This window comes from Brevibacillus panacihumi, from assembly GCF_003710985.1.
Taxonomy (GTDB): Bacteria; Bacillota; Bacilli; order Brevibacillales; family Brevibacillaceae; genus Brevibacillus; species Brevibacillus panacihumi.
The window spans coordinates 13,965-39,734 of sequence record NZ_RHHT01000048.1; the positions used below are offsets into that span (position 1 = coordinate 13,965).

The window sequence follows — 25,770 nt, forward strand, 5'->3', positions numbered from 1 at the left end:
AAATTAATTATCATTATCACAAGACTAACTGTATAATTCAGGAAGAGGCTCTGTCAATCATTTTTTGATAACAATAATCATTATCATTGACGGGTAGATTAGGTGTACGTACAATACAGGTAATGTGTTGAGGAAAGAAGGGAATAGCGTGGCATCCATCTTGTCCACTCGGTTTCAAAAGACTGCGGTCCTCATCGCCGGCATGGTGATCCTGCTCGTGGCGATGGGAGCGAGCATTCTGTATGGTTTGCAGAATTTTCCCATATCGACAGCGATTCAGGCTTATACCGGCTTTGACGGCAGCAATGAGCATCTCATCATCCAGCATACAAGGTTTCCCCGGGCGATTACGGCGGCCTTTGTCGGAGGGAGTCTGGCAGTAGCCGGGGCCTTGTTGCAAGCATTGACGCGCAACCCGCTCGCTTCTCCCTCCATCTTTGGAATCAACTCGGGAGCGGCGCTGCTGATCGTGCTTGCGCTCTATCTGTTTGGTTCCATCTTTTCATTTCGCGAGCTGATGTGGGTAGGCTTTATCGGAGCAGGATTGACGGCTCTGTTCGTTTACCTTCTGGGTTCAGCAGGGCGAGGAGGCATGTCTCCGGTAAAAGTAACCTTGGCCGGGGCAGCGGTGGCTGCATTCGCTTCGTCGCTTACGTCGCTCTTGATGCTGATCGACAATGTAACGCTTGATGAAGCCCTGTATTGGCTGGTCGGCTCGGTATCGGGAAGAGATCTGCGCCATGCGCTCATGATTCTTCCGTACCTGGTCGGCGGATGGCTGCTGGCAGTTCTGCTGGCCAAATCCCTCAACATCATGTCGCTAGGAGATGATGTGGCCAAAAGCCTGGGACAGAAAACCGTATGGGTAAAATCCGCAGTCGTCATCGTTGTCGTCCTGCTGGCTGGCGGCTCGGTTGCCCTGACAGGTCCGATCGGCTTCGTGGGCATTATGATTCCGCATATTTGCCGGTATCTGATCGGGATTGATCACCGTTGGCTGATTCCTTATTGCATCGTGTTTGGCGCGATTTTTCTGGTGTTGGCGGATTTGATATCCCGTTTTCTGCTGATGCCGGAAGAGGTGCCGGTTGGAGTGGCGACAGCTGTGGTCGGGGTGCCGTTCGTCATAGCCATTGTCAGGAGGAGGGCGTATGAATAAATTTATCGTCTTGCGCAGTCAACGGCCGCTGTATTCGTATCAAGTAAACAGGCGCTGCCTGCTGATTCTGAGCCTGCTGTTCGTTTTGTTGGCGGGGGTCAGCATCGTCAGCATCGGACTGGGCAGCATTCAGATCCCTGTCGTGGAGGTTTTGCAAAGTCTGGTCGGGCTGGGCGAAAATACGCATCAACTGGTGGTGCTGGAGCTGAGGCTGCCGCGCATTGCGGTGGCAGTCCTGGTGGGGGCATCGCTGGCTGTATCGGGTGCGATTCTGCAGGCTTTGATTCGAAATCCGTTGGCATCCCCGGATCTGATCGGCACCACGAATGGAGCAGCGGCTGCCGCAGTAGCCTATATTGCTTATTCCAACGGGGCCCACAGCATTCATTGGCTGCCATTTGTAGCGTTGGTCGGCGGGCTTTTCGCTGCATTCCTCACCTATATGGCATCCTGGAAGCGGGGGCTGTCTCCGTTTCGCTTTGCGCTGATCGGCGTCTCGATCTCGACAGCAATGGCAGCCCTCACGATCTTCTTCCTGATCTCCGGACCGCTGTATATGGCCGCTCAGGCGATGAGCTGGATGTCGGGCACGGTGTATGGAAGCTCGTGGGATCATGTGTTCACTTTGCTTCCCTGGACTATCGTATTTGTCCTGATCGCGCTCATGAACGCCAGAACATTGAATGCACAGGAGCTGGGTGACGATATAGCACACGGGGTAGGCGTATCAGTCGAGCGCAAGCGTCTGCTCATGATTGCTGTGAGTGTAGCTCTGGCTGCTGCAGCGGTCGGGATTGGCGGCGGAATCGGCTTTGTCGGGCTGATGGCTCCGCATATGGCGCGAAAGCTGGTCGGCTCGTCCTTTGGCAGCTTGCTGCCCGCGTCAGCGTGCTTGGGAGCCTTGTTTGTTTTGATCGCCGATTTGGCGGCCAGGACGCTGTTTCTTCCTCTCGATGTCCCCGCAGGCGTCTTTACCGCAGCGGTTGGGGCTCCGTTTTTTCTGTTTCTTTTATACAAAAATCGACAAGCCTGAGCCTTCCCTGAATGAAAGTCCGCTCCCCGCTGACGAATAATCAACTTTTGGCAGGAAAATTGCAAGAGAGAACGAATATAATGGGATCAGGAGTACAGTCAGAAGCAGTGGGGGGAGGGCAGCTTCATGAACATGGGAATGGGGTTATATCAAGAGCAGACGCTCAGACTGGTCATGACACCGGAACTGCGTCAAGCGATTACGATCTTGCAATATTCCACGATTGATTTAATCTCTTACTTGCATGAACAAGCGATAGAAAATCCCGTGATTGAACTGCAGGAAGCGGCTGGGGAGACAGCTTCGACCCGAGTGGAAAAGCCGACTCACGAATTGGACTGGAAAGAGATCGTAGGCAATCGAGCCACAGGCGATTTTTCGCCGATGAAAAATGACAGCACTTACAATCCGCTGGATCACGTCTCGCAGGGCTCTTTGACGCTCTATCAGCACCTGGAGACGCAACTCGGCTATGTAAAAGGGTTCACGCCCGGGCAAAAGGAAATCGCCCTGTTTTTGATCGGCAATCTGGACGAAAAGGGCTATCTGGAGGTAAGCACAGAGGAAGCAGCGGCTGCCCTTCAGGCAGATTTGCAGGAGGTCGAGGACGTTCTGTCCATCCTGCAGCATTTCGATCCGGTGGGAGTGGCGGCACGCAATCTGGAGGAATGCCTCCTGCTGCAGCTGGAGCATCTGGCGCTGGATGACGAAAAGATTGTTCAGGTGGTGCGCCATCATCTTCAGGATCTGGCGGACAATCGCTATCAGCGGATCGCGGACAAAGTAGGCTGTACGGTCCTGGACGTGCAGGCGATGGCCGATCTCGTGCGCACGCTGAATCCGCGTCCAGGAGCAGCCTTTTCATCTACGGATACCCGATATGTGATCCCGGATGTCTCCGTCGAAAAGGTAGGGAGCGAGTATGTCGTCCTCGTCAACGACGTCGCCACACCGCGTTTGAAAATTAGCCCTTTTTACGAAAAAATGCTGAATCAGCAAAAAAGCCAGGAGGAAGCGAAGCAGTTCATCCACGACAAGCTGAACGCCGCGATGTGGCTGGCAAAAAGCCTGGAGCAACGGCGCTTGACCTTGCTGCGGGTCACACAGGCCATCGTCGAGCTGCAGCTGGACTTTTTCGAGCGGGGGATTCACTACCTCAAGCCGATGACGCAAAAGGAGATCGCAGAGAAGGTCGGCCTGCACGAATCGACGATCAGCCGCGCGACGAGCAATAAATACGTTCAGACGCCGCGGGGCATCTTTGAATTGAAGTACTTTTTCACCTCTGCGCTGGCTACGGCGAGCGGGGAGTCTGCCTCCTCGGAGAGTGTCAAACGCCGAATCAAGGCGCTGATCGAGCAAGAGGACCGGAAAGCGCCGCTGTCTGATCAAAAGCTGTCGGAAATGCTGCTTGCGGAAGGAATCGAGATCTCGCGCCGGACGGTAGCCAAGTATCGGGAGGAAATGCTCATCCCTTCCTCAGCCAAACGAAAGAGGTTTTAAACGTTGAGTCAGTCGAATCGTATGGAGATCGTTCTCTACGGGAGAAAAAACTGCAAGCTGTGCGACGAGGTGGAGGAATCGATACGAATCCTTGGCGCGATCTATCCCTTGGACCTGAAAGTTGTCGACATCGAGTCAGATCCCCCGCTGCACGAGGAATTCATGCTGGTGATTCCGGCGGTAGCGATTGATGGAGAAGTGGTGTTTCGCTCCATCACGAACGTCGTAACACTGGCGGAGCTGGATCAGGAATTTCAGCGCAGGGGAACTTGAACCTTTTTACCAGGTGTGCTACATTTGATTTGTAGCACATTTCTTTTTTTTGCTCGAAGTGGGACGTAATTTGTATCACCGGGACATTTTAAGTCCCGATCAAGACGATTTTACCATATGAGGAAGAATGTACATGCGCCGTCTAGTGGAGTTGCAACAAAAGCTGTTGCCAGACCTGGTCCAGGTACTGCGGGAGCGATACATGCTGCTTCGTTCCATCGATCATTTGCAGCCCATCGGCAGACGTGGCCTCGCGCAGGCGATGGGGACCACAGAACGCATCCTGCGCGCAGAAGTAGAGCTGTTAAAAGACTCGGGACTTCTGCATGTGTCTGCAGCCGGCATGAATTTAAGCGTGGAGGGACAGCAGGTTCTGGACGAAATGGAGCCTTTGGTCGGGGAGTTGTTCGGACTGACCGATTTGGCGGAGCAGCTGCAGCGGCTCCTGGGGATTCCGGAAGTGATCGTGGTTCAGGGCAATGCCGACCAGTCCCCTTGGGTCAAGGAAGAACTGGGGAGAGTAGCAGCGCGAGTCCTCAAGCAGATCGTCCAGGAAAACGACATCGTAGCGGTCACCGGCGGATCATCCGTCGCCAGTCTGGCCCATCACCTGTCCGCTGCGCCCGTATTCAAAACGGTCCAGTTCGTTCCGGCGCGCGGCGGTTTGTCCGAGCGGGCCGAGCTGCAAGCCAATACCTTGGCTTCGCAGATGGCAGCCAGAACGGGGGCCAGCTATCATCTCCTGCATGTGCCCGACCGCTTGCAGCCAGAGGCGTTGCAGACCTTGAAGAAGGAGCAGCAGGTGCAAGAAGTGCTGAATCTGCTTCGTCAGGCCCGCATCGTCCTGCACGGGATCGGGGACGCCATCTCGATGGCAAAGAGGCGGAACCACTCCGAGGCGGAGATTGCGGAGTTGCAGGAAAAAGGGGCAGTCTCCGAGGCGTTCGGCTACTACTTTAATGAAGCCGGCGAGACGGTCCATCACATGCCGACGATCGGGCTGCAGCTCGAAGATGTGAAAAAAGCAGAGAGCGTCCTCTCGATTGCAGGGGGAGAAAGCAAGGCAAAAGCGATCCTTTCCTTTGCCAAACAGTCGTGTCAGAATGTACTTGTAACGGATGAAGGAGCTGCCAGGTCCTTATTGTCCGCACGACTGTAACCGGAAGGACGTTGGTTGGCATGAACAGTGCGGCGGTGCTTTCGATTTCGTCGCTGATTCTGGGAATTGTACTTAGTTTAACGCTTGATTTTCCGCTCTCTTTGGGGATTCTTTTTGCGATCTTGGTCACACTGGTAAGTGTGAAACAAAAAGGCTATAGCTGGAAAAGGCAGTTCGGCTTTGGCTGGGATGGCATACGGCAGACCAAGCCCGTCCTGATCATTCTGTTTCTGGTCGGGCTGTTGATTCCGCTCTTGATGATGGGCGGGACGATTCCGGCGATCATCTACTATGGCTTGTCGATTGTCAATGTCCAGTACTTGCTGGTTATCTCTTTTCTCTTGACCTCAGCAGTCAGCTACCTGCTGGGGACGTCAGTCGGGACCTTGAGTACCATCGGGCTTTCTCTGATGGGGATTGCTCATGCGGCTGGGATACCGGCGGGGATGGTCGGAGGCGCGTTGATTTCGGGAGCGATGGTGGGCGAACGTTTTTCTCCCATCTCCAGCAGCCGTATGCTGATCCTCGCTCATGTCGGGATGACCGAAAAGCAGGATGTTGCAACACAAGGCGCGGCTCGGTTGACAGCCGTTCTGTGCGCGGTGCTGTTCCTGATCCTCGATTTGTTTCGTGCTTCGGTGGATTCCGGGGAATCAATCCGCATGTACCAGGAGCTGTTGACCAGCCATTTTTCGATTGATTGGCTGACGCTGATGCCATTGGTGGTCCTGATTGCTGTCTTCGCGTTTCGCGTGAAGGCGATCAAGGCGCTGCTTTACGGCGTTGTCAGCAGCCTCGTGCTGGTCATGCTGAAAGGACCGCTTCCGTTGCCCGTTTTGATCGAAACCATCATGTACGGCTACGAACCGAAGACGGGGACGCTGATCGATGAGCTGGTTCACGGCGGAGGGATGCTTTCCATTTTCAGCGTGCTGATCTTGATCGTGCTGGCTGGATTTTTAAACGGTATTTTAAACAAGGCAAAACTGTTGACTCCCTTCGTCGAGCGGATGATGGGAGAGACGAAAAATAGCGTGGTTCTGGTCGGGAAGTCGATTGCGCTCTCGCTTTTGGTCGTCATGATCAGCTGCAACCAGACGATTCCCATCCTGGTGATGGGCTCGACGCTGATCGGACGATTTTCCCGGTATAGCCGGGGCAAGGAATTCCTGGGGAAAACGATGCTGGATTCGACACTGGTCATGCCCGTGCTGATACCCTGGAACGGCTTGGCGATGGTGATCGCGATCAGCTTGGGCGTCCCGACACTGGAAACATTGCCGTATGTGCTGTACTCGTTGTTGTTACCATTGGTTACGCTCTGGTCGGCTCGTCGTTTTGACGGCAAAGCCGGGGGGATTCTCGATACAAAAAAAGCGATGTAAATGAGCAGGAGGTTTTGGATATGGTAAAGGTTGGTATTAACGGTTTTGGACGCATCGGTCGCAATGTGTTTCGTGCAGCGCTGAACAATCCCAATGTGGAGATCGTCGCAGTCAATGATTTGACCGATGCGCGCACACTGGCGCATTTGTTGAAATACGATTCGGTGCACGGCGTACTGGATGCTGACGTAGAAGCGGGAGACAACACGCTGTTTGTCGGCGGCAAAGAAATCAAGGTATTGGCGGAGCGCGATCCGGCTCAACTCAAATGGGCGGACTACGGTGTGGAAATCGTCGTGGAATCTACCGGACGCTTCACGAAGCGCGAGGATGCGGCGAAACACCTGGAGGGCGGAGCGAAAAAAGTCATCATCTCGGCGCCTGCTACGAATGAAGACATCACGGTTGTCATGGGCGTAAACGAAGAAAATTACGATCCAGCGGCTCATACCGTCATCTCCAACGCTTCCTGCACCACCAACTGCCTGGCTCCGTTCGCCAAGGTACTGAACGATCAGTTCGGCATCGTGCGCGGTCTGATGACTACCGTTCATTCTTATACCAATGACCAGCAAATCCTGGACCTGCCGCACAAGGACCTGCGCCGTGCCCGCGCAGCAGCAGAGAACATCATCCCGACCTCGACCGGGGCTGCCAAAGCGGTAGCGCTCGTGCTGCCTGAGCTGAAAGGCAAGCTGAACGGCTTTGCGATGCGTGTTCCTACACCGAACGTATCGGTAGTGGATCTGGTAGCAGAACTGAAAAAAGATGTAACCGTAGATGAAGTGAATCAGGCTTTGAAAGAAGCTGCAAACGGCAAGCTGAAAGGTATCATGGGCTATTCGGAAGAGCCTTTGGTTTCTTCGGACTACAACGGCAACCCGGCTTCTTCGACGATCGATGCGCTGTCGACCATGGTATTGGAAGGCAATATGGTGAAAGTCGTCTCCTGGTACGACAATGAGTGGGGCTATTCCAACCGCGTCGTAGACTTGTGCCATTATGTTGCGCAGCGTGGCTTGTAAAAAGTAAAATAGATTTGTTTGGAAAAAAGGGAGAGAGATCTCCCTTTTCCCATATGGATTTTACGAAGAATAAGCCACTGATTTGGGAGGATCGTTCATGAATAAGAAATCTATCCGCGATGTTGAGCTGGCGGGGAAGCGCGTGTTTTGCCGTGTCGACTTCAATGTTCCGATGCAGGACGGTGTGATTACCGATGATACGCGGATTCGGGCTGCCGTCCCGACCATTCGCTACATGGCAGACGCCGGGGCCAAGGTGATTTTGGCGAGTCATTTTGGCCGTCCCAAAGGCCAGGTCGTAGAAGAGATGCGCCTCACTCCAGTTGCCGCTCATCTGTCTGCTCTGCTCGGCAAAGAAGTGACCAAGCTGGGGGACTCGGTGGGGGAAGAAGTGAAGGCGGCGGTAGCAGGGATGAAGAATGGAGACGTCCTCTTGCTGGAGAATGTCCGTTTTCACCCTGGCGAAGAGAAGAATGATCCAGAGCTTGCGAAAAGCTTCGCTGAGCTGGCGGATCTGTTCGTCAACGATGCGTTTGGCACAGCCCATCGCGCGCATGCGTCTACAGCAGGCATCGCTCAGTACATACCTGCTGTAAGCGGACTTTTGATGGAAAAGGAGATCCGCTTCATGGGCGGGGCGCTCTCGAATCCCGAACGGCCTTTCACAGCCATCGTCGGAGGGGCCAAGGTGAAGGACAAGATCGCCGTGATCGAAAATCTGCTGACGAAAGTGGATCACCTGATCATCGGCGGCGGGATGGCGAATACCTTCCTGAAAGCGCAGGGCTATGCGATAGGGGCATCGCTGTGCGAGGATGACAAGCTGGATCTGGCTCGTTCCTTGATGGAACAGGCGAAGGAACGCGGTGTAAACCTGATGATGCCGATCGATGTCGTCGTCGCGGATCGCTTCGCGGCGGATGCGGAGAAAAAGACGGTCGCGATCGATGCGATTCCAGAGGGCTGGATGGCGCTCGATATCGGACCGAAGACCGTAGAAGCCTACCACCGCGTCATTGTCGAGTCCAAAACCGTGGTGTGGAATGGTCCAATGGGCGTATTCGAGATGGACGCCTTTGCGCAAGGGACAATCGGGGTGGCACGCGCCATGAAAGAATGCTCGGGGACGACGATCATCGGAGGCGGCGATTCCGTAGCTGCAGTGGAGAAGGCAGGAGTCGCAGAAGAGATGACGCATATCTCGACAGGCGGCGGCGCTTCGCTGGAATTTATGGAAGGCAAGGAACTGCCGGGAGTGACCGTTCTGTCAGATAACAACTAGGGGGGAATCAAGGTGAGAACGCCTATTATCGCGGGAAACTGGAAGATGTTCAAGACCATTGCCGAAGCGAAGCAATTCGCGGAGGAAGCCAAAGCGGGAAGCGACATTGCGGGTGTGCAAAAGGTGATTTGTGCCCCTTATACAGCCCTGTCTGCTCTGGCAGAAGCGCTTCAGAGCAGCGGTCTGGCGCTTGGCGCACAGAACATGCATTTTGAAGAGCAGGGAGCCTTTACCGGGGAGATCAGCCCGTCCATGCTCAAGGAGATCGGCGTTGAATACGTAATCATCGGTCATTCCGAGCGTCGTCAATACTTCAATGAGACAGACGAGACCGTGAATAAAAAAGTGCTGGCGGCCCTCAAGCACGGCTTGGTGCCGATCATTTGCGTCGGGGAAAGCCTGGAGCAGCGCGAGGCTGGCGAGACTGCCAAGGTCGTGCGCACGCAGACAGAGGCGGCATTGGCAGGGCTGGAAGCGGCACAGGTGGCTGATGTGGTCATTGCCTATGAACCAATCTGGGCGATTGGCACTGGCAAATCTTCCAGCGCACAGGAGGCGAACGAGACAATCGCAGTGATTCGCCAGGTGATCGCAGAGCGCTTTGGACAAGATGCCGGTGCGCGTGTACGCATCCAGTACGGCGGCAGTGTGAAGCCGGAGAATATCGCCAGCTATCTGTCGCAGCCGGATATCGATGGAGCGTTGGTCGGGGGAGCCAGTCTGGACGCGGCAAGCTACCTTCAACTCGTCAAGGGATCACTGCAAGAATAGGGAGGGAAGTCAGATGGCACATCGGCCCAAACCGGTCGCTTTGCTGATTTTGGACGGTTTTGCGCTGCGTGACGAAACCTACGGCAATGCTGTCGCACAGGCAAAAAAACCGAATTTTGATCGTTACTGGAATACCTATCCGCACGCCACCCTGCAGGCGAGCGGACTTGCTGTCGGCCTGCCGGAGGGACAGATGGGCAACTCCGAAGTCGGCCATCTGAATATTGGTGCCGGACGCGTCGTCTACCAGGATCTGACGCGCATCACCAAATCGATTGCAGAAGGCGATTTTTACAACAACGAGACCCTGGTCGCAGCGTTCAACCACGCGCGTGAAAACGGTACGAAGGTTCATCTCTTCGGCCTGCTGTCGGACGGCGGAGTACACAGCCATATCCAGCATTTGTACGCAATCCTGGAGCTGGCGAAGCGGCAGAACTTCGACCGCGTCTACATCCACGCTTTTCTGGACGGACGGGATGTCTCGCCTGACAGCGCAGTGGACTACATCGAGCAGCTGCAGGCCAAGATCGCAGAGATCGGCGTCGGCAAAATCGCGACAGTCCAGGGACGCTACTATGCGATGGACCGCGACAAGCGCTGGGAGCGGGTAGAAAAGGCGTACAGGGCGATGGCCTACGGTGACGGCCCTTCCTATACGGATCCGCTCCAAGCTGTGAAGGAATCGTATGAAAAGTCGATCATGGACGAATTCGTCATGCCGACGGTCATCACAGACGAGCAGGGCAAGCCTGTTACCACGATTCAGGACAAGGACGCAATCATCTTTTTCAACTTCCGTCCCGACCGGGCGATCCAGACCTCGCAAGCCTTTACGAACGATGATTTTCGCGCCTTTGACCGCGGCGAGAACCGCCCGCGCGACTTGCATTTTGTCTGCCTGACGCATTTCTCGGAATCGGTAGACGGCTATGTCGCCTACAAGCCTTCCAATCTGGACAATACCCTGGGAGAAGTGCTTTCCCAGAACGGCTTGAAGCAGCTTCGCATCGCAGAGACGGAGAAATACCCGCACGTGACGTTCTTTTTCAGCGGCGGACGCGAGCAGGAGTTCCCGGGCGAGACTCGTATCCTGATTCCGTCTCCGAAGGTTGCGACGTACGATTTGAAACCCGAGATGAGTGCGCTGGAGCTGACGGATGCAGTGGTGAAGGAGATCGAGGCGGAGAACTTCGACGCGATCATCCTGAACTTCGCCAACTGTGACATGGTCGGGCACTCTGGCATGATGGAGCCGACGATCAAGGCGGTCGAGACAGTCGATGCCTGCCTCGGAAGAGTAGTCGATGCCATTCTCGCCAAGGGCGGTGCCGCCATCATCACAGCAGACCACGGCAATGCCGACCTGATGCTCGATGAAGCAGGACGCCCGATCACGTCCCACAGCACCTATCCGGTCCCAGTGATCGTGACGAAGGAAGGCGCAGAGCTGAGAACGGACGGAATCCTGGCAGATCTTTCGCCGACCTTGCTCGATCTGCTGCAGGTCCAACAACCTGCAGAGATGACAGGAAAATCCTTGCTTGCAAAATAGTCCTGGGTATCACAAACTGTAGAAGGATAGACAGCTTACTACGAGTTTCATGTAAAGGAGATGGATGAGAGATGGCAATGATTACAGACATTTATGCACGTGAAATTATGGATTCCCGCGGAAACCCGACCGTTGAAGTAGAGGTATACCTCGAGGACGGCACAATGGGCCGCGCTGCGGTGCCATCCGGCGCTTCTACCGGCGCGTATGAAGCCGTAGAGCTGCGTGACGGCGACAAGTCCCGCTACCTGGGCAAAGGCGTATTGAAGGCTGTAGAAAACGTAAACGAGATCATCGCTCCTGAACTGATCGGCATGGACGCTCTGGATCAAGTAGGAGTAGACATGGCCATGCTGCAGCTCGACGGCACGCCAAACAAAGGAAAATTGGGTGCGAATGCGATTCTTGGCGTATCCATGGCAGTTGCTCGTGCAGCGGCAGATTCCCTCGGCGTCTCCCTGTACAATTACCTGGGCGGCTTCAACGCGAAAACTCTTCCAGTGCCAATGATGAACATCCTCAACGGCGGGAAGCACGCAGACAACACCGTCGACATCCAGGAATTCATGGTTATGCCAGTTGGCGCAGAATCCTTCAAGGAAGCGCTGCGCATGGGAGCAGAGATTTTCCACTCCCTGAAAAAAGTTCTCTCCGACAAAGGCATGAACACCGCAGTTGGTGACGAGGGCGGTTTTGCTCCGAACCTGAAATCCAATGAAGAAGCAATCACTACCATTCTCGAGGCGATCAAGGCAGCGGGCTACGAAGCTGGTAAAGACGTCTTCATCGCACTGGACGTAGCAGCAACTGAGATGTTCAAAGATGGCAAATACCACTTCGAGGGCGAAGGTGTCGTGAAAACGACCGAAGAAATGATCGCCTTCTACGAGGATCTGGTCAGCAAATATCCGATCATCTCCATCGAAGACGGCTTGTCCGAGGATGATTGGGATGGCTGGAAAGCTCTCACTGATAAATTGGGCAGCAAGGTGCAGCTCGTGGGTGACGACCTGTTCGTAACCAACACCGAGCGTCTGTCCCGCGGGATCGAAAGCGACACCGGAAACTCCATCCTGGTCAAAGTAAACCAAATCGGTACGCTGACTGAGACCTTCGAAGCGATCGAAATGGCGAAAGTGGCTGGCTATACAGCTGTCATCTCCCACCGCTCCGGCGAGACCGAAGACACCACGATTGCCGATATCGCGGTAGCGACCAACGCGGGTCAAATCAAGACAGGTGCTCCATCCCGCACAGACCGCGTAGCGAAGTACAACCAATTGCTGCGCATTGAAGACGAACTGGGCGACACAGCTCGCTTTGGCGGACGTGCAGCTTTCTATAACCTGAAGAAATAAATCGAGGCTGGAAACGAAAAAGGACTGTATTCACACAGCAGAAGCTGCGGAATACGGTCCTTTTTTTGGGTGCTTAAAAGGGCGTGTTGCTGTCTTGATGATACATTTGGCTTTGATGGGCGTAGATTTCGCCGCTGTAGTTTTTGATCGCATGTGCGTCTCTGCTTTTCAGACTTAGCAAGCCGGTCAGGCCCCAACCAGCCCCGACAACGGCAGCGACAATACCGAGGATGTACCACATGGAAATCCCTCCCCGAACTGGTATAGCTCCAGTATACCAAATTTTCCCTGGTTTGGTGTATCAAAAGTTCTTCCAGGTAAAGTCTATGCTGAGATGCCCGATCGGTCTTTCCTTGAAAATCAGCTTTTCTTTTGTGGCCAATTCCGGCTTGCGAAAACAAACCAGGTCTTGATGGTACCCAAAGGCTTGGCACACTTCGGGGCGAACGCTATGTATGCCGCAGCGGTCTTGATTGATGTCGTAAAAGATGCAGGTGCCGAACAAACGCGGCTGGTTCTCCAGCTCGACGCGGATTTTTCGCGGCATCGTCTTGATTTTTTTCTGGATTTTCTTTAATTCTTTCTCTGTGACCGGGACTGGTCCGCAGCACAAGCCTTTGCACCCGTGGCAAGGTAATGTCTCCATGTGCCGTGTCTCAACTCCTCTCAAGATTCTTTGAAGAAGACTGATTATTTTCAAAGAATATTATGAAAGGTATAAGATAAAATGTAAATACTCGTAATTTTTTACAATAACACAAAAATAATTATTTGTCAATTATTTTGTGGAGAAGAATGGGAAGCGCGCAGGGATCTCTTCCTGGCGCCGCAGATGGTGGGATTTACGATGCACTAGCGGAGGTAAAAAAGAAACGCGGACATATCAACATATGCCCGCGTTTGTTTGACTTACACCATCACCGGTTCTTTGGCGGCTTCCTGTTTGTTCGCCACTGCGGCAGCCAGACGGCTTTTGCTGTAGGGGATGCACATCGGAGTGCCGTACAGTGGATCGCTAGTAATCTCGCATTCCATCTGGAAAACCTGACGGACCAACTCCTGTGTCATGACGTCCTCCGGCGCTCCTTCCGCTACGACCGTCTGATTGTGGACGGCGACGATGTGATGCGCATAACGGCAAGCTAGATTGAGATCGTGCAGAACCATGACGATGGTGCGCTGCTCGGTCTCGTTCAATTCAAACAGCAGATCGAGAATCTCAATCTGGTGCGACATGTCCAGATAGGTCGTAGGCTCATCCAGGAGGATCGTCTCGGTGCCTTGCGCCAGTGTCATGGCGATCCAGGCGCGTTGGCGCTGGCCGCCGGAGAGAGAGTCTACAGCCCTGTTTGCCAGGCTGGTGAGCTGGGTTGCCTCCAGTGCCCGATTGACCATCTTCTCGTCCTCCTCGGACCATTGCTGCAGCCAGGTCTGGTAGGGGTAACGTCCCTGTTTGACCAATTGCAGGACAGAGAGACCTTCGGGGGCCGTGGGACCTTGCGGCAGGATGGCGAGCCGCTTCGCTACCTCTTTGGTCGAGCGCTTGGCGATGGCTTCTCCGTCGAGCAGTATCGCTCCTCCCTTGGGCTTCAAGAGACGTGCGAGAGAGCGCAGGAGGGTAGATTTGCCGCAGCCGTTGCTGCCGATCAAAACGGTAATTTTCCCGCGTGGAATGGTTAAGTCAAGCCCTTCGATAATGTTGCGCTCCCCGTACGACAAGGTGAGCTGACGTGTCTCCAATGCATGCATGGTATTCCGACCCCTTTCTGTCAGTGATTGCGGTTTTTATAGAGCAGATAGATAAAGAATGGCGCTCCCACAGCTGAAGTAAAGACACCGACCGGCACATCGAGCGGTGAAAAAGCCATGCGGGCGATCAAGTCGGCAATGAGTACGATCAGCGAGCCGATCAGAGCGGAGAGAGGCAGTGCTCCGCCGAAGGAAGGCCCGATCAGCTGCTTGGCGATATGCGGTGCCAGGAGGGCGACGAAGCTGATGTCCCCGCCGACGGAGACAGCCGTGCCGACCAATGCCGCACAGATCATCAGGAGAAGGAAGCGATCCAGCTGCAAGCGGCTGCCTACGCTAGTGGCGATCTCGTCGCCAAGCTGCTGAATGTTTACCCTTCTGGCCAGCAAGGCAGCCAAGGCGATCAGTACGACTATCCAGGGCAGAATCATTTGGACGTCATCCCAGGATACACCGTAAATGCTTCCTGTCAGCCAAAGCAAAGCTTTATTTTGCAGCAAAAACGGGCTGAACATGATCAATAGCGTCACGAGGGCGCCCGACGCGATCTTGATGCCGACGCCGATCATCACCAGGCGAAGGGGAGTAACTCCTTTTTTCCAGGCGAGGGCATACAGCAGCAAGGTCGTCAGCGTAGCTCCGAGAAAAGCAATGGGCGGGAGCCAGCGGATACTGGCTGTCTCGAACAGCAACAGGAAGCCCACCGCCGCGACGGAGGCACCGCCTGATACGCCCAAAATGTCCGGAGATGCCAGCGGGTTGCGGACGATTCCCTGCATGATCGCACCTGCGGAGGCGAGCGCCGCCCCTACGAGAACCGCAATGATGATGCGCGGCATCCGGAACTGCTGGACGATCAGCTCGTGTTGCTCAGAGCCGATGCCGAGCAGGACTTTTACCACGTCAAGCGGCGAGATTTTCATTTCGCCCATCCCGAGGCTGATAATCATCATCAGGACGGTCAGGAACAATGCCAGCAGGGTGACCCACAGCGCTTTTTTATGTAGCTGAAAGGACGAGAAGCGCTTGCCGAGGCGAAGAGGCAGATATTCTTTCACTTTTCATCCAGCCCCTTTCGTGCCACATAGATGAAGAACGGGATGCCAATCAGGGCCGTCATGACGCCAATCGGCACTTCCGCAGGCATGGCGACGAAGCGGGCGGCGATATCGGCGGCCAACAGCAGGACCGAGCCAAACATTCCGCTGTACAGCAAGACCCAGCGCGTGTCGATTCCAACAAAAAAACGTGCCAGATGCGGCGTGACCAACCCGACGAAGCCGATCGGTCCGGCCACCGCGACGGCAGAGCCTGAGAGCAGGACGAGGACCAGTCCTGTCATGATTTTGACCAGCAAGGTGCGCTGCCCCAGTCCTTTGGCGACATCCTCTCCCATCAAGAGGGTTTGGATCGGCCGTGCCAAGAGAAAGGCCAGAATCCACGCGACCAGCATATAAGGGAATACCGTTTCCAGGTACTCCAGCTTCCTGCCGCCGACGGAACCAGCCAGCCAAAAGAGCACCTCGTCAGCAGCTTTTTCGTTGAGCACCATCATGCCGTGGCGAATCGATGCGGACAGCGCAGTAATCGCAGCCCCGGCCAGAATCAGCTTGACGGGGGATAAGCCGTCCCGGCCCAGCGAGCCGAGCAGGTAGACGACGATGCCCGCCGCAGCAGATCCAATGAAGGCAATCCAGGTAAACTGGGTCAAGGAGCTGATCCCGATGAACGTCACGGCGAAGACAACGAACAGCGCGGCACCAGCGTTTAGCCCGAATAGTTCAACATCAGCTACGGGATTGCGCGTCAGAGATTGCAGCAAGGTGCCGGCCAGGCCGAGACAAAACCCGACGCTCAACGCGTTCAAAACTCGTGGGACGCGCACTTCCTTGATGACGATATGTTCATTGGAGCCGTTAAAATGCGTATAAGCATCAATCGCAGTCTGCCAACTGGTGTCGATTACGCCAAAAACCAGGCTGGCATAGCAGAGGTAGATGAGCAAAACAAGACAGAGGACAACCCCCAGAATCTTGCGAATGTTACTTGATAGCAATGGATACATGTCTGTTACTTCCTTCATTGTAAGGGAAATGGTGTTCACGAACCGTTGATCCTATCGTCATTGTAAATGGAACGCAGGGAAGGTGTCAATGATGATGAGAGTCATTATCATTTAATGGTTGACATCTTTTCACTGAGGTTGTAGGATAATGAATGTAATTGAGTATCATTCTCACTTTTTGGATGATTCGAAAGGGGTCTTTTCATCATGTTTTCTCGTACATATCGCACATTAGGGGGCAAAGCACTCGTAGCCTTTCTTCTGGCAATGGTCATGCTGGTGACGGGTTGCGGCGGCGGGCAGACCGGCGAGCAAAAGCCTGCGGAATCTCAACCTGCTGCACAAACTCCAAGCAATGAGGCAACTCCGGCTGCTGATCAGTCCTACACCATCAAGCATGCGATGGGAGAAACGACCATCAAAGGAACGCCTCAGCGTGTCGTCATGCTTACGACGCAAGGTGTGGAAACCTTGCTTGCACTCGGTGTAAAACCGGTCGGCGCAGTTGGTTCCTTTACCGATCCGACCACCTTTTACGATTTTGTCAAACCGCAATTGGAAGGCGTGCAGGTAGTAGGATCCGAGTCGCAACCAAACCTGGAAGCGATCGCTGCACTGAAGCCTGATTTGATTCTCGGCATGAAATTCCGCCAAGAAAAAGTTTACCAACAACTGTCTGCTATCGCGCCTACCGTATTCGTGGAAGAGCCGCGTGGTGACTGGAAAGCCAACTTCATGCTGTTTGCAGAAGCCGTCAACAAAAAAGCAGAAGGCGAAAAAGTGCTGGAAGATTGGAATAAGAAGGTAGCCGCATTCAAGGAAAAAGTGGGCGACAAGCTGAGCACAGAAGTTTCGGTCGTTCGCTTTATGCCGGGCCGCGTGCGCATTTACTACAATGACACGTTCCTGGGAGCGATCATGAAGGATCTCGGACTTTCCCGACCAGCTGCTCAGAACCAAGAGAAGTTCGCTGACGAAGTGACCAAAGAGCGCATCCCGGAAATGGATGGAGACATCATGTTCTACTTCACCTATGAGACAGGGGATGGGGAAGGGTCCAAGCTGGAGCAAGAATGGACCAATGAATCTCTCTGGAAAAACCTCAACGTGGTGAAAAACAACAGAGCATACAAAGTAGATGATACGATCTGGAATACCTCCGGTGGCGTCATCGCGGCCAACAAGGTTGTCGATGAGATGGAAGGGTATATTCTGGGCAACAAATAACGAGGTATAGAAAAAACACTTGGCTTTTCATTGGGCCAAGTGTTTTTTTTTGTTGCTGAGATGCGATTCAGTTGCGAATTTGCTTTCCATAGAAAACATGCCAATGCAGATGCTTGGAGTCCTGGTATGCACCGAGATTGGTCAGTACCCGGCTGGCCCCGTATTGGGAGACGACCTGCTCCGCGACGATTTTGACGACATCGATCAGTTCGAGAAGCAGATCAGAGTCGCTTTCCGCAAGCGTCAGGAGGGAGGAGATATGTTTTTTCGGAATGACGACGATGTGGACCTCGTAGAAGGGGCGGGTATGGTAGTAAGCTAGGACACGCTCCGTCTCATACACTTTTTCCACGGTAGTCTTGCCGCTCAGAACCTCTTCACAATAAAAGTCCTCTGACATATTGAGTACTCCTCCTCTTAGTTAACCTGTTCCGCGCGCAGCATCGAATCCTTGGTAAACCACAGCCGATAGCTCAACAGGCTGATCATGACAGCCGAAATCGCTGCTGCAGACGAGAAAATGAGCATGATCAGGATCTGGTAGCGGACTGCTTCGATCGGGCTCGCTCCGGCGATAATCATCCCCGTCATCATGCCGGGAAGCTGGACCAGCCCGATTGTTTTCATCGTATCGAAGGTAGGGATCATGCTGGCTTTTATCGAACGCTTCATAACATCCTGAATCGCTTGACGGCGGGTTGCGCCCAATGACAAGAGCGCTTCGATCTCGCCGCGGGAACTGGCGGTCTCCTGATTCATCTGAGTGATAAAAAGGCTGCAAACAATCATGGAAGCCCCAATAATCATGCCGCTCATCGGAATCAAATACTGCGGGATCGGAGTAACGAGGCCGAGCAAGATCATGAGTCCCATCGTCACAATCTCCGTCACACTCAAAGAGGCAAAAATCAGCCAATAGATTCCTTTCAGACGAGCGCCGCGACGGGACGCGTTCCAGGAAGCTACGGATATCATCATGAGCAGAAGCGCTCCGATGAAGCCGAAATGATTGGAATGAAACACAAACTGCAGGACATAGCCGATCGCGAGGAGCTGGACGGTGCAGCGAACGGTGCCAATGACGATGTCTTTGCCCATCCCGAGCTTCTGCCAGGTGGAGAGCATAAGCGCGATCAGAACAAAAGCGGCAGCAAACGACATGGAGAGATAGGTCATCGGGCTCCCTCCAGGCTTTCTGCCAGCAGATGCGATGGCCGAAGAAACGCTCTTGCCTCTTCTGTGCGAGTAGAGTCAAAAAAGGTCCGACTGTCCGCATCCTCCAAAAGCCTGCCATCCGCCATAAACCAGATGCGCTGACTGGTAATCCGGGCTTCTTCCCAATCATGCGTCACCCAGAGGATCGTCGTACCGGAATGGGCGTGCAGATCGACGAGGAGGCGTTCTGTTGCCTGTTTGCTGATCGAGTCGAGGGAAGATGTCACTTCGTCCAAAAGCAGCACAGCAGGCCGCAGAAGCAGCGTACGGATCAAGGCCAGCCGCTGCTTTTCCCCGCCAGACAACTGCTGGGCGCCTGAATTCCAATCGAGATGATCCAACCCGATCTGTTCCATCCATTGGCGGGCTTGTGTGAGGTCGAAGCTGCGCTGATGGAGAAGCGCTGCAGCCCGCAAATTATCTTCTACACTCCCGGGCAGCATCACGGGCTGCTGGGCGACATAGCTCACGGTCATTCGCCACGCTTCCGGTGTCCATTGACTTAGGTCTCTGCCCTGCAGCCGCATCGAACCGCAGTCAGGAGCGGTCAGACGGCCCAGGATGCGCAGCAGGGTGCTTTTTCCCTGGCCGGATTTGCCCAGAATGCTGATGATCAATGGCTCTGCCACAGAAGCACTGAAGTCGCGAAAAAGCCAGGGACCATCGGGAGGATGGAGTTGTTTGCCCAGACCTTCCAGCTGAAGGATTGTTGTCATTACTGCCTCCTTAAATACGGAAAACACCGAAGAGGACGAGTCTCCGGTGTTTTCCATAACGTACGGGCTATCTATGTACTTACTTATGTTCAGACAGCCATTCCGCAACCGCTTTGATTTCCGGTTGCTTTTTCAGCATTCCTGGTGGCATGCCGCCTCTACCATCTTTGATAATTTTCGCGATCTCATCAGCGCTCAAGTGGGACCCTACGTTCGTCAGAGCAGGCCCAGAGATTCCTTCCAAGTTTTGGCCATGGCAGGATGAGCAGTTTTGTTTGAAGATAGCTTCTGCATCAATGTTGGCAGTAGGTGCTCCGCCTTGCGCTTCGTTGCCGTGACTTGGCGGGAAAAAGATCGATCCTACGAGTGCAATGAGAAATACAAGAAACAAGATACCGAACGAAGTGAAAAAGGCCTTCGCGGAATCAATTACGTCGTTTTGATTCATGTCTTTTTTGTTGGACCCAGCCATCTGACAAAGACCTCCCAAGGCAAGTATAAAGGTTCACATGCAATTTTACGGCAAAATCATGACAGTTGCAAGGAGACTAGGAAAAGGACAAAGAAAGTACACAATTTCCATATTATACACTTCATTTTGGAAGAATAAGGAATACTCCAGGTTTGACAGTTACACAGCCTTCTGATAAAATGAATGATAGTCATTCATTTTTGTGTTGGGGGAGAAGCTTGATGTCCGGAAGCAAAGACGGAAAGCATCAAAAAATTTTAGAAGCAGCCATCGACGTTATTTCTGAAAAAGGGCTCGACAACACTTCTATCTCAGATATCGTAAAAAAGGCTGGAGTGGCGCAGGGAACCTTCTATTTATATTTCTCATCGAAAAAAGCTTTAATACCCGCGATTGCGGAGAATCTTCTCGGGATCACGCTGGAGCGCATCAAGGAGAAGACGCAAACGAAGGAAAAGCTGTGGGACGTGCTGGAGGTTGTGATCGACGAAACCTTCCACATCACCAAGACGTACAAGGATGTCATCGTCTTTTGCTATTCCGGGCTGGCCATCGAACATTCCATGGAAAAATGGGAAGCGATCTATCAGCCTTATTATGAGTGGCTGGAGGAGCTGTTAGAGCAAGCAAAGAGGAACAACGAGATCGCTGCCGACATCCATGTGAAGTGGACGGCCAGAATCATTATCAATATGGTTGAAAATGCGTCAGAACGATTTTATATCGGCATGGAGCAGGACGATACTTTGGATGGTTTCAAGAAAGAGATATTCAGCTTTTTAAAAAGAGCGTTGCTCAAGCCCTAAAGTAATTGGAGATCATCCAATACTTTTTTTTCAAACAAAAAATGACTGACATTCATTCATAAACGAAGGGAGACATTCATCATGAGTTGGTTTTTAGTGATTACAGCAGGGATGCTGGAGGTGGTATGGGCTTCCAGCCTGAAAATCGCCTCGACACCGTTGCAGTGGACGGGAATTGTCCTGCTCATTGCGGTCAGCTTTATCCTGTTGATCCAATCGTATAAAAAAATCCCGGTTGCGATCGCCTACGCTGTCTTCGTAGGGATTGGAACGATCGGCACCTATATTACAGGCGTTTTGACGGGGGACCCGTTTTCGCTGAAGCAAGCGATTGCCATGCTTGGCGTGCTGATTGGCATTATCGGGTTGAAGGTGTTTACCAAAGACAATGAAAGAGCAACGAAAGGGGAGCGGGCATAATGGCATGGATTTTATTGATCCTGGCGGGATTGGAAGAGGTCGTCGCTGTCGTTGCCATGAAGCATATAGACGGTTTGAAGCGGAAAACGCCCTTGGTCGTCATGACGCTCGGGCTGGCGTTCTCCATATACTGCCTGACCCAAGCTATGCGAGAGATTCCGGCAAGCGTCGCGTATGCGGTATGGACCGGGATCGGTTCGGTAGGGATTACGACCTTGGGTTATGTATGGTTTAAGGAAAAGCTAAGCAAGGGGCAGGTGGCTTCTCTGGCGATTCTTGTCTTGAGCGTGGTGGCTTTGCGCGTGACCAGTTGATGAAAGATTAAGAACTGAATATATATGGAAGGGAAAGCAGGTTGCTGATCCTATCTAAATATGGTAAAGTAGTTTCATTGGTTTTGCACCGTCTTGAAATCCGTTTTGAGGTGAAATGAGATGGCATTAGCTGCGAAAATTATACTTGTGATCGCAAGTATTGGTTTAATTATCGTCGTATTGTTGCAATCCGGAAAAAGTGCCGGCCTGTCTGGAGCGATTGGCGGGGGCGCGGAGCAACTGATGGGCAAGCAAAAAGCCCGCGGAATTGATGCTCTTTTAGGAAAACTGACCGTGGTATTTGCGGTTTTGTTCATGATCTTCGCGATTGTGCTCGGGTATTTCTTAAAAACGGGAGCGTAATAGACGTACGGTAGGAGACAGCAAGCTAGCCTTGCTGTCTTTTTCGCTATTGGGATTGCGTCGCAACAGAGCGGTGAATACTACATAGTACAAGAGGATGCAACGAAGCCAGGCAGATGCCTGCGCTAACTTTAGGAGGTTTGTGAATGAAAGAAGAAGATATCCTGGCGTTCATGCGGGAGCAAGCATATCACCCCATGACCGTGAAGGAGCTGGAGGCGGCATTCGGAATCGAGGATGCAGATGCCTTCAAAGAGCTGGTCAAAACGCTGAACGGGCTGGAGGCAAGCGGCGAAGTGGTTCGCACGCGTGCCAATCGCTACGGAGTGCCGGAAAAAATGAATCTGGTGCGCGGCCGTTTGCAGAGCCACCCGAAAGGCTTTGGCTTTGTGATTCAAGAAACACCTGAGTCGGATGACATCTACGTGCACGCCAACGATATGAATGGAGCGTTGCATGGCGATACCGTGCTCGTCCGAGTGGAGAAGGAAGTAGGCGGCAATCGGTTGGAGGGCCGCATCATTCGGGTCGTGGAGCGGGGAATCACCGAAGTGGTGGGGACATTCAAGGATGAGACCTACTACGCTTTCGTGATCCCGGATGAAAAACGACTCGGCAAGGACATTTTCATCCCCAAGGAAGCCTATAACGGAGCGGTCGACGGGCACAAGGTAGTGGCCAAAATCGTTCGCTATCCGGAAGGGCGCGTCAATCCGGAAGGGGAAGTCGTAGAGATTTTGGGGCATAAAAACGATCCGGGCGTCGATATTTTGTCGATCATCCGCAAGTTTGGGCTGCCGGAATCTTTCCCTGAGGAAGTACTTGCAGAGGCGGACGCAGCGCCGGACGAGATCTCCGAAGAAGAGATCCAGGGACGCCGCGATCTGCGCGACCGCATGATGGTCACCATCGACGGCGCGGATGCCAAAGACCTGGACGACGCGGTATCGCTGGAAAAACTGCCGAATGGCAACGTGCGCCTCGGCGTGCATATCGCGGACGTCAGCTACTACGTCCGGGAAAATTCCGCGTTGGACCAGGAAGCGTATCGCCGCGGCACCAGCGTCTATCTGGTGGATCGGGTCATCCCGATGCTGCCGCATCGTTTGTCCAACGGCATTTGCAGTCTCAATCCGCAGGTAGACCGTCTGACGATCTCCTGCGATATGGAGATGGGACCGGATGCCAAGGTAGTCAAATACGATATTTTTCTCAGCGTGATCCGCACCAATGAGCGGATGACCTATGCGGATGTTCGCAGCATTCTGGAGGACAAGGACGAAGCGCTGATCGAGAAGTACAGTGACCTGGTCCCGATGTTCCAGGAGATGGAGAAGCTGGCGCTCAAGCTGCGCAAAAAGCGGATGCAGCGCGGAGCCATCGACTTCGACTTCCGCGAGGCGAAGATCTACGTCAACGATGAGGGCACCCCGACCGACATCGGGTTTCGGACGCGCTCCATCGCCGAGCAGATCATCGAGGAATTCATGCTGGCGGCCAATGAGACGGTCGCAGAGCATTTTCACTGGATGAAACAGCCTTTCATGTACCGGATTCACGAAGATCCCAATCAGGAAAAGCTCATGGCATTCATGGAGTTCGTCACCAACTTCGGCTATTCGATCCGCGGCAAGGGCAATTCCGTCCATCCGCGTGCCCTGCAGCAGCTGCTGGAGGAAGTAAAGGGCAAGCCGGAGGAGATCATCATCAGCACCGTGATGCTGCGCTCGATGAAGCAAGCGCGCTATGACGCGGAAAGTCTGGGGCACTACGGCTTGTCCACGGATTTTTACACGCATTTCACGTCCCCCATCCGTCGCTATCCGGACCTCATCGTCCATCGGCGCATTCGCGATTGGATCGAGAAAGGCGAGCAGCTGCCGGAGAAGCGCTTGGCGTACTGGCAGGAGCATATGCCGCTAATCGCCGAGCATGCCTCGCAGCGCGAGCGTCTGGCAGTAGATGCGGAGCGGGAGACCGACGATCTGAAAAAAGCCGAATTCATGCTGGAGCGCGTCGGCGAGGAGTTCGAGGGCGTCATCTCGAGCGTTACGTCCTTCGGGATTTTTGTCGAGCTGCCCAATACCATCGAGGGTCTCGTGCATGTCAGCTACCTGACCGACGACTACTACCACTACCATGAAAGAATGTATGCGTTGGTGGGCGAGCGGACTGGAAAGCAGTACCGCATCGGGGATGTCGTGCAGGTGCGGGTCAGCAACGTCAACGTGGACGAGAGAACCATCGATTTTGAAATCGTCGGCATGACCAAGGCAGCAGGATTTCGCGGCAGCCGGGAGCGGACGCCGAAGGTCATCGACGGACGCGGCAAGGAACGAAAAGCCGGGGCACGTTCCAAGCAGGATCGTTCCCGTACAGATCGTCCTGGCCGGGATAAAGACAAGACGCATCCTGCCGCGATCCGGCAGAAATACAAGGAGCGCCGAGCCAGCCAAACGACAGCGGGAGGCAAAAAACCGCAGCGACGCACTGGTGAGGCAGGGGCTGCTGGCAGTGAGGACGTCGTCGCTTTGACGACAGGAGAAGGTGCAGATACCGCGGTTCAGAAGCAGAAGGGCTTCTGGGAGGATCTTGTCCAGTCCAAGAAAAAGAAGCGTAAAAATGTGGCCAGCCAAGTGAAACGAAAACGGCGTTAAACAGTTGTTTAGGGCGCGTATAAGGCTGGAAAAGGCTGTTATGACCGGGAAAATGCCTTGCCACGACGGGCAAAATTTGCTAGACTAACTGATACTAACAGCGGAAAAATGCTGCAAGCGAGGTGATCTCCATGTCCAAGGATAAAGCAGGTACCAAAACGATTGCCCAAAACCGAAAAGCACGTCACGACTACCATATCGAGCAAGTATTTGAGGCGGGCATCGCCTTGACTGGTACGGAGATCAAATCGGTGCGCGCTTCCCGTGTACAGCTCAAGGACAGCTTTGCCCGCGTGCAGGACGGCGAATTGCTCCTGTACAACGTGCATATCAGCCCGTATGAGCAAGGCAACCGGTATAACCATGAGCCGGAGCGCACACGCAAGCTCCTGATGAAACGCCTGGAGATTCTCAAGCTCAACGGGATGATCCGGGAGAGAGGCTACTCGCTCGTCCCGCTCAGCATTTATTTGAAGGGCGGCTGGGCCAAAGTAGAGCTGGCGCTGGTCAAAGGGAAGAAGAACTACGACAAGCGCGAGGACCTCAAGAAGAAGGACGCTGCACGCGAAGTCGAGCGTGCGCTGCGTGAGCGGCAGAAGGTATAGCATAGCTCGGTTGGTTCGTGCTGGCAGGCCTGGCAGCAATCAACGTTGAGAAGTGCACCGGTTTTGTGCTATTATGAAGGAGCAATAAACACACTGTTAACAACACAGTCTAGGTGTGGAACGGTCGTTGCCTCTCTTCGCCTAGACTTTTTGTCACCTTTTTCTTCTCATACCCTGGGGGCGTTTTGGATTCGACGGGGATGGTAGAGCATGAGAAGCGAGCCGGGGGGCTGCGGACCTCGTCAACAACGCGGAACGCCATTAACTGGCAACAAACAACTTTCTCTCGCTGCTTAATAACCAGTGAGGCGCTACCACTCCATCGCCCATGTGGCGTGACTAGCGCTCAACTTTAGTGGGATACGCCGGAGGTCTCCGCCTGGGGCCGAAGGAAGAAGATCAATCAGGCTAGGTGCTGGGTCAGCGCGTCACTCCGCGAATCCATCACCGAAATTCAAATGAGTGACTGCGCTCGGAGATGCTCATGTATCGCTGTTTTCGGACGGGGGTTCGAATCCCCCCGCCTCCACCATTACATAACGAGGATACCACCTGATGAAGGTGGTTTTTTTGTGTTTTTGGCGTCCTCGCTATACAGGACGGTTTCAGCATCGCTGATGTGACTGTGTTTATGAGCGGTATGTCAATGTATAGCGAG

The 25,770-nt window shown here is 53.7% G+C and carries 27 protein-coding genes and 1 other RNA gene; 19 read left to right on the forward strand and 9 right to left on the reverse strand.

The annotated features are described in order from the left end of the window. The first annotated feature begins 202 nt into the window (after positions 1–202). The 11 genes from EDM58_RS19585 (at position 203) to eno (ending at position 12,503) form a co-directional block, all read left to right on the forward strand. Positions 203–1,159 carry a FecCD family ABC transporter permease gene (locus EDM58_RS19585; protein WP_051410155.1) on the forward strand — a complete coding sequence of 319 codons (957 nt, stop codon included), beginning with the start codon at positions 203–205 and terminating at the stop codon, positions 1,157–1,159. Beyond that, complete coding sequence (locus EDM58_RS19590; protein ID WP_122914819.1) at positions 1,152–2,192, forward strand: FecCD family ABC transporter permease; 1,041 nt, start codon at positions 1,152–1,154, stop codon at positions 2,190–2,192. Before EDM58_RS19585 ends, EDM58_RS19590 begins: the two co-directional genes overlap by 8 nt. 126 nt (positions 2,193–2,318) lie before the next feature. Continuing rightward, positions 2,319–3,695 carry an RNA polymerase factor sigma-54 gene (gene rpoN, locus EDM58_RS19595; protein ID WP_023555425.1) on the forward strand — a complete coding sequence of 459 codons (1,377 nt, stop codon included), beginning with the start codon at positions 2,319–2,321 and terminating at the stop codon, positions 3,693–3,695. Positions 3,696–3,698: 3 nt separating this feature from the next. Beyond that, positions 3,699–3,968 (forward strand): glutaredoxin family protein, encoded by a 270-nt coding sequence (locus EDM58_RS19600; RefSeq protein WP_425455630.1) that lies wholly within the window; start codon positions 3,699–3,701, stop codon positions 3,966–3,968. A 133-nt stretch (positions 3,969–4,101) separates the two neighbouring features. After that, the gene (locus EDM58_RS19605; RefSeq protein ID WP_023555427.1) at positions 4,102–5,127 is read left to right on the forward strand and encodes a sugar-binding transcriptional regulator; all 1,026 of its coding nucleotides are present in this window, start codon (positions 4,102–4,104) and stop codon (positions 5,125–5,127) included. Positions 5,128–5,147: 20 nt separating this feature from the next. Further along, entirely contained in the window at positions 5,148–6,512 is a 1,365-nt protein-coding gene (locus EDM58_RS19610) for a Na+/H+ antiporter NhaC family protein (RefSeq protein WP_122914821.1), read from the forward strand. A 20-nt stretch (positions 6,513–6,532) separates the two neighbouring features. Then, positions 6,533–7,537: a type I glyceraldehyde-3-phosphate dehydrogenase gene (gene gap, locus EDM58_RS19615; RefSeq protein ID WP_122914822.1), complete on the forward strand. Its 1,005-nt coding sequence runs from the start codon at positions 6,533–6,535 to the stop codon at positions 7,535–7,537. Positions 7,538–7,634: 97 nt separating this feature from the next. Beyond that, positions 7,635–8,819, forward strand: a complete 1,185-nt coding sequence (locus EDM58_RS19620) for a phosphoglycerate kinase (protein WP_122914823.1) — start codon at positions 7,635–7,637, stop codon at positions 8,817–8,819. 12 nt (positions 8,820–8,831) lie between these two features. After that, positions 8,832–9,590: a triose-phosphate isomerase gene (tpiA, locus tag EDM58_RS19625; RefSeq protein ID WP_122914824.1), complete on the forward strand. Its 759-nt coding sequence runs from the start codon at positions 8,832–8,834 to the stop codon at positions 9,588–9,590. A gap of 13 nt (positions 9,591–9,603) precedes the next feature. After that, positions 9,604–11,145 (forward strand): 2,3-bisphosphoglycerate-independent phosphoglycerate mutase, encoded by a 1,542-nt coding sequence (gene gpmI / locus EDM58_RS19630; RefSeq protein WP_122914825.1) that lies wholly within the window; start codon positions 9,604–9,606, stop codon positions 11,143–11,145. Between the two features lie 71 nt (positions 11,146–11,216). Next, a complete protein-coding gene (gene eno / locus EDM58_RS19635; RefSeq protein ID WP_023555433.1) occupies positions 11,217–12,503 on the forward strand; it encodes a phosphopyruvate hydratase in 1,287 nt (428 codons plus the stop codon). Between the two features lie 73 nt (positions 12,504–12,576). Here the strand turns inward: eno and EDM58_RS25830 are convergent, their stop codons facing one another. From EDM58_RS25830 to EDM58_RS19655, 5 genes are all read right to left on the reverse strand, one after another. Further along, complete coding sequence (locus tag EDM58_RS25830; protein WP_183187565.1) at positions 12,577–12,744, reverse strand: hypothetical protein; 168 nt, start codon at positions 12,742–12,744, stop codon at positions 12,577–12,579. Positions 12,745–12,804: 60 nt separating this feature from the next. Then, positions 12,805–13,149: a YkgJ family cysteine cluster protein gene (locus EDM58_RS19640; RefSeq protein ID WP_122914826.1), complete on the reverse strand. Its 345-nt coding sequence runs from the start codon at positions 13,147–13,149 to the stop codon at positions 12,805–12,807. 263 nt (positions 13,150–13,412) lie between these two features. Further along, positions 13,413–14,252 (reverse strand): ABC transporter ATP-binding protein, encoded by an 840-nt coding sequence (locus EDM58_RS19645; protein ID WP_122914827.1) that lies wholly within the window; start codon positions 14,250–14,252, stop codon positions 13,413–13,415. A gap of 20 nt (positions 14,253–14,272) precedes the next feature. After that, positions 14,273–15,310 (reverse strand): FecCD family ABC transporter permease, encoded by a 1,038-nt coding sequence (locus EDM58_RS19650; protein WP_122914828.1) that lies wholly within the window; start codon positions 15,308–15,310, stop codon positions 14,273–14,275. Further along, on the reverse strand, positions 15,307–16,317 hold the full coding sequence (locus EDM58_RS19655) for a FecCD family ABC transporter permease (RefSeq protein WP_122914829.1): 1,011 nt from the start codon (positions 16,315–16,317) through the stop codon (positions 15,307–15,309). Before EDM58_RS19655 ends, EDM58_RS19650 begins: the two co-directional genes overlap by 4 nt. 207 nt (positions 16,318–16,524) lie before the next feature. Here EDM58_RS19655 and EDM58_RS19660 point away from each other — a divergent pair, with 207 nt between their 5' ends. Next, positions 16,525–17,544 (forward strand): ABC transporter substrate-binding protein, encoded by a 1,020-nt coding sequence (locus tag EDM58_RS19660; RefSeq protein WP_122914830.1) that lies wholly within the window; start codon positions 16,525–16,527, stop codon positions 17,542–17,544. Positions 17,545–17,611: 67 nt separating this feature from the next. Here the strand turns inward: EDM58_RS19660 and EDM58_RS19665 are convergent, their stop codons facing one another. From EDM58_RS19665 to EDM58_RS19680, 4 genes are all read right to left on the reverse strand, one after another. Then, positions 17,612–17,944 (reverse strand): HIT family protein, encoded by a 333-nt coding sequence (locus EDM58_RS19665; RefSeq protein ID WP_122914831.1) that lies wholly within the window; start codon positions 17,942–17,944, stop codon positions 17,612–17,614. 17 nt (positions 17,945–17,961) lie between these two features. After that, the gene (locus EDM58_RS19670; protein ID WP_122914832.1) at positions 17,962–18,720 is read right to left on the reverse strand and encodes an ABC transporter permease; all 759 of its coding nucleotides are present in this window, start codon (positions 18,718–18,720) and stop codon (positions 17,962–17,964) included. Beyond that, on the reverse strand, positions 18,717–19,475 hold the full coding sequence (locus EDM58_RS19675) for an ABC transporter ATP-binding protein (RefSeq protein ID WP_122914833.1): 759 nt from the start codon (positions 19,473–19,475) through the stop codon (positions 18,717–18,719). The genes EDM58_RS19670 and EDM58_RS19675 overlap by 4 nt, the downstream gene beginning before the upstream one ends. A gap of 79 nt (positions 19,476–19,554) precedes the next feature. Beyond that, positions 19,555–19,947 (reverse strand): YqzM family protein, encoded by a 393-nt coding sequence (locus tag EDM58_RS19680; protein ID WP_023555443.1) that lies wholly within the window; start codon positions 19,945–19,947, stop codon positions 19,555–19,557. A gap of 221 nt (positions 19,948–20,168) precedes the next feature. Between EDM58_RS19680 and EDM58_RS19685 the strand changes: the two genes are divergently transcribed. From EDM58_RS19685 to ssrA, 7 genes are all read left to right on the forward strand, one after another. Beyond that, entirely contained in the window at positions 20,169–20,753 is a 585-nt protein-coding gene (locus EDM58_RS19685) for a TetR/AcrR family transcriptional regulator (protein WP_122914834.1), read from the forward strand. A gap of 81 nt (positions 20,754–20,834) precedes the next feature. Then, positions 20,835–21,173: a DMT family transporter gene (locus EDM58_RS19690; RefSeq protein ID WP_122914835.1), complete on the forward strand. Its 339-nt coding sequence runs from the start codon at positions 20,835–20,837 to the stop codon at positions 21,171–21,173. Beyond that, the gene (locus EDM58_RS19695) at positions 21,173–21,487 is read left to right on the forward strand and encodes a DMT family transporter (protein ID WP_023555446.1); all 315 of its coding nucleotides are present in this window, start codon (positions 21,173–21,175) and stop codon (positions 21,485–21,487) included. Before EDM58_RS19690 ends, EDM58_RS19695 begins: the two co-directional genes overlap by 1 nt. Before the next feature lie 120 nt (positions 21,488–21,607). Further along, positions 21,608–21,850: a preprotein translocase subunit SecG gene (gene secG, locus EDM58_RS19700; RefSeq protein ID WP_023555447.1), complete on the forward strand. Its 243-nt coding sequence runs from the start codon at positions 21,608–21,610 to the stop codon at positions 21,848–21,850. A gap of 146 nt (positions 21,851–21,996) precedes the next feature. Next, the gene (rnr, locus tag EDM58_RS19705) at positions 21,997–24,507 is read left to right on the forward strand and encodes a ribonuclease R (protein WP_122914836.1); all 2,511 of its coding nucleotides are present in this window, start codon (positions 21,997–21,999) and stop codon (positions 24,505–24,507) included. 131 nt (positions 24,508–24,638) lie between these two features. After that, positions 24,639–25,112, forward strand: coding sequence for an SsrA-binding protein SmpB (gene smpB / locus EDM58_RS19710; RefSeq protein WP_023555449.1), 474 nt, complete (start codon positions 24,639–24,641; stop codon positions 25,110–25,112). Between the two features lie 176 nt (positions 25,113–25,288). Further along, positions 25,289–25,644: a transfer-messenger RNA gene (gene ssrA, locus EDM58_RS19715) on the forward strand. Positions 25,645–25,770: the final 126 nt, after the last annotated feature.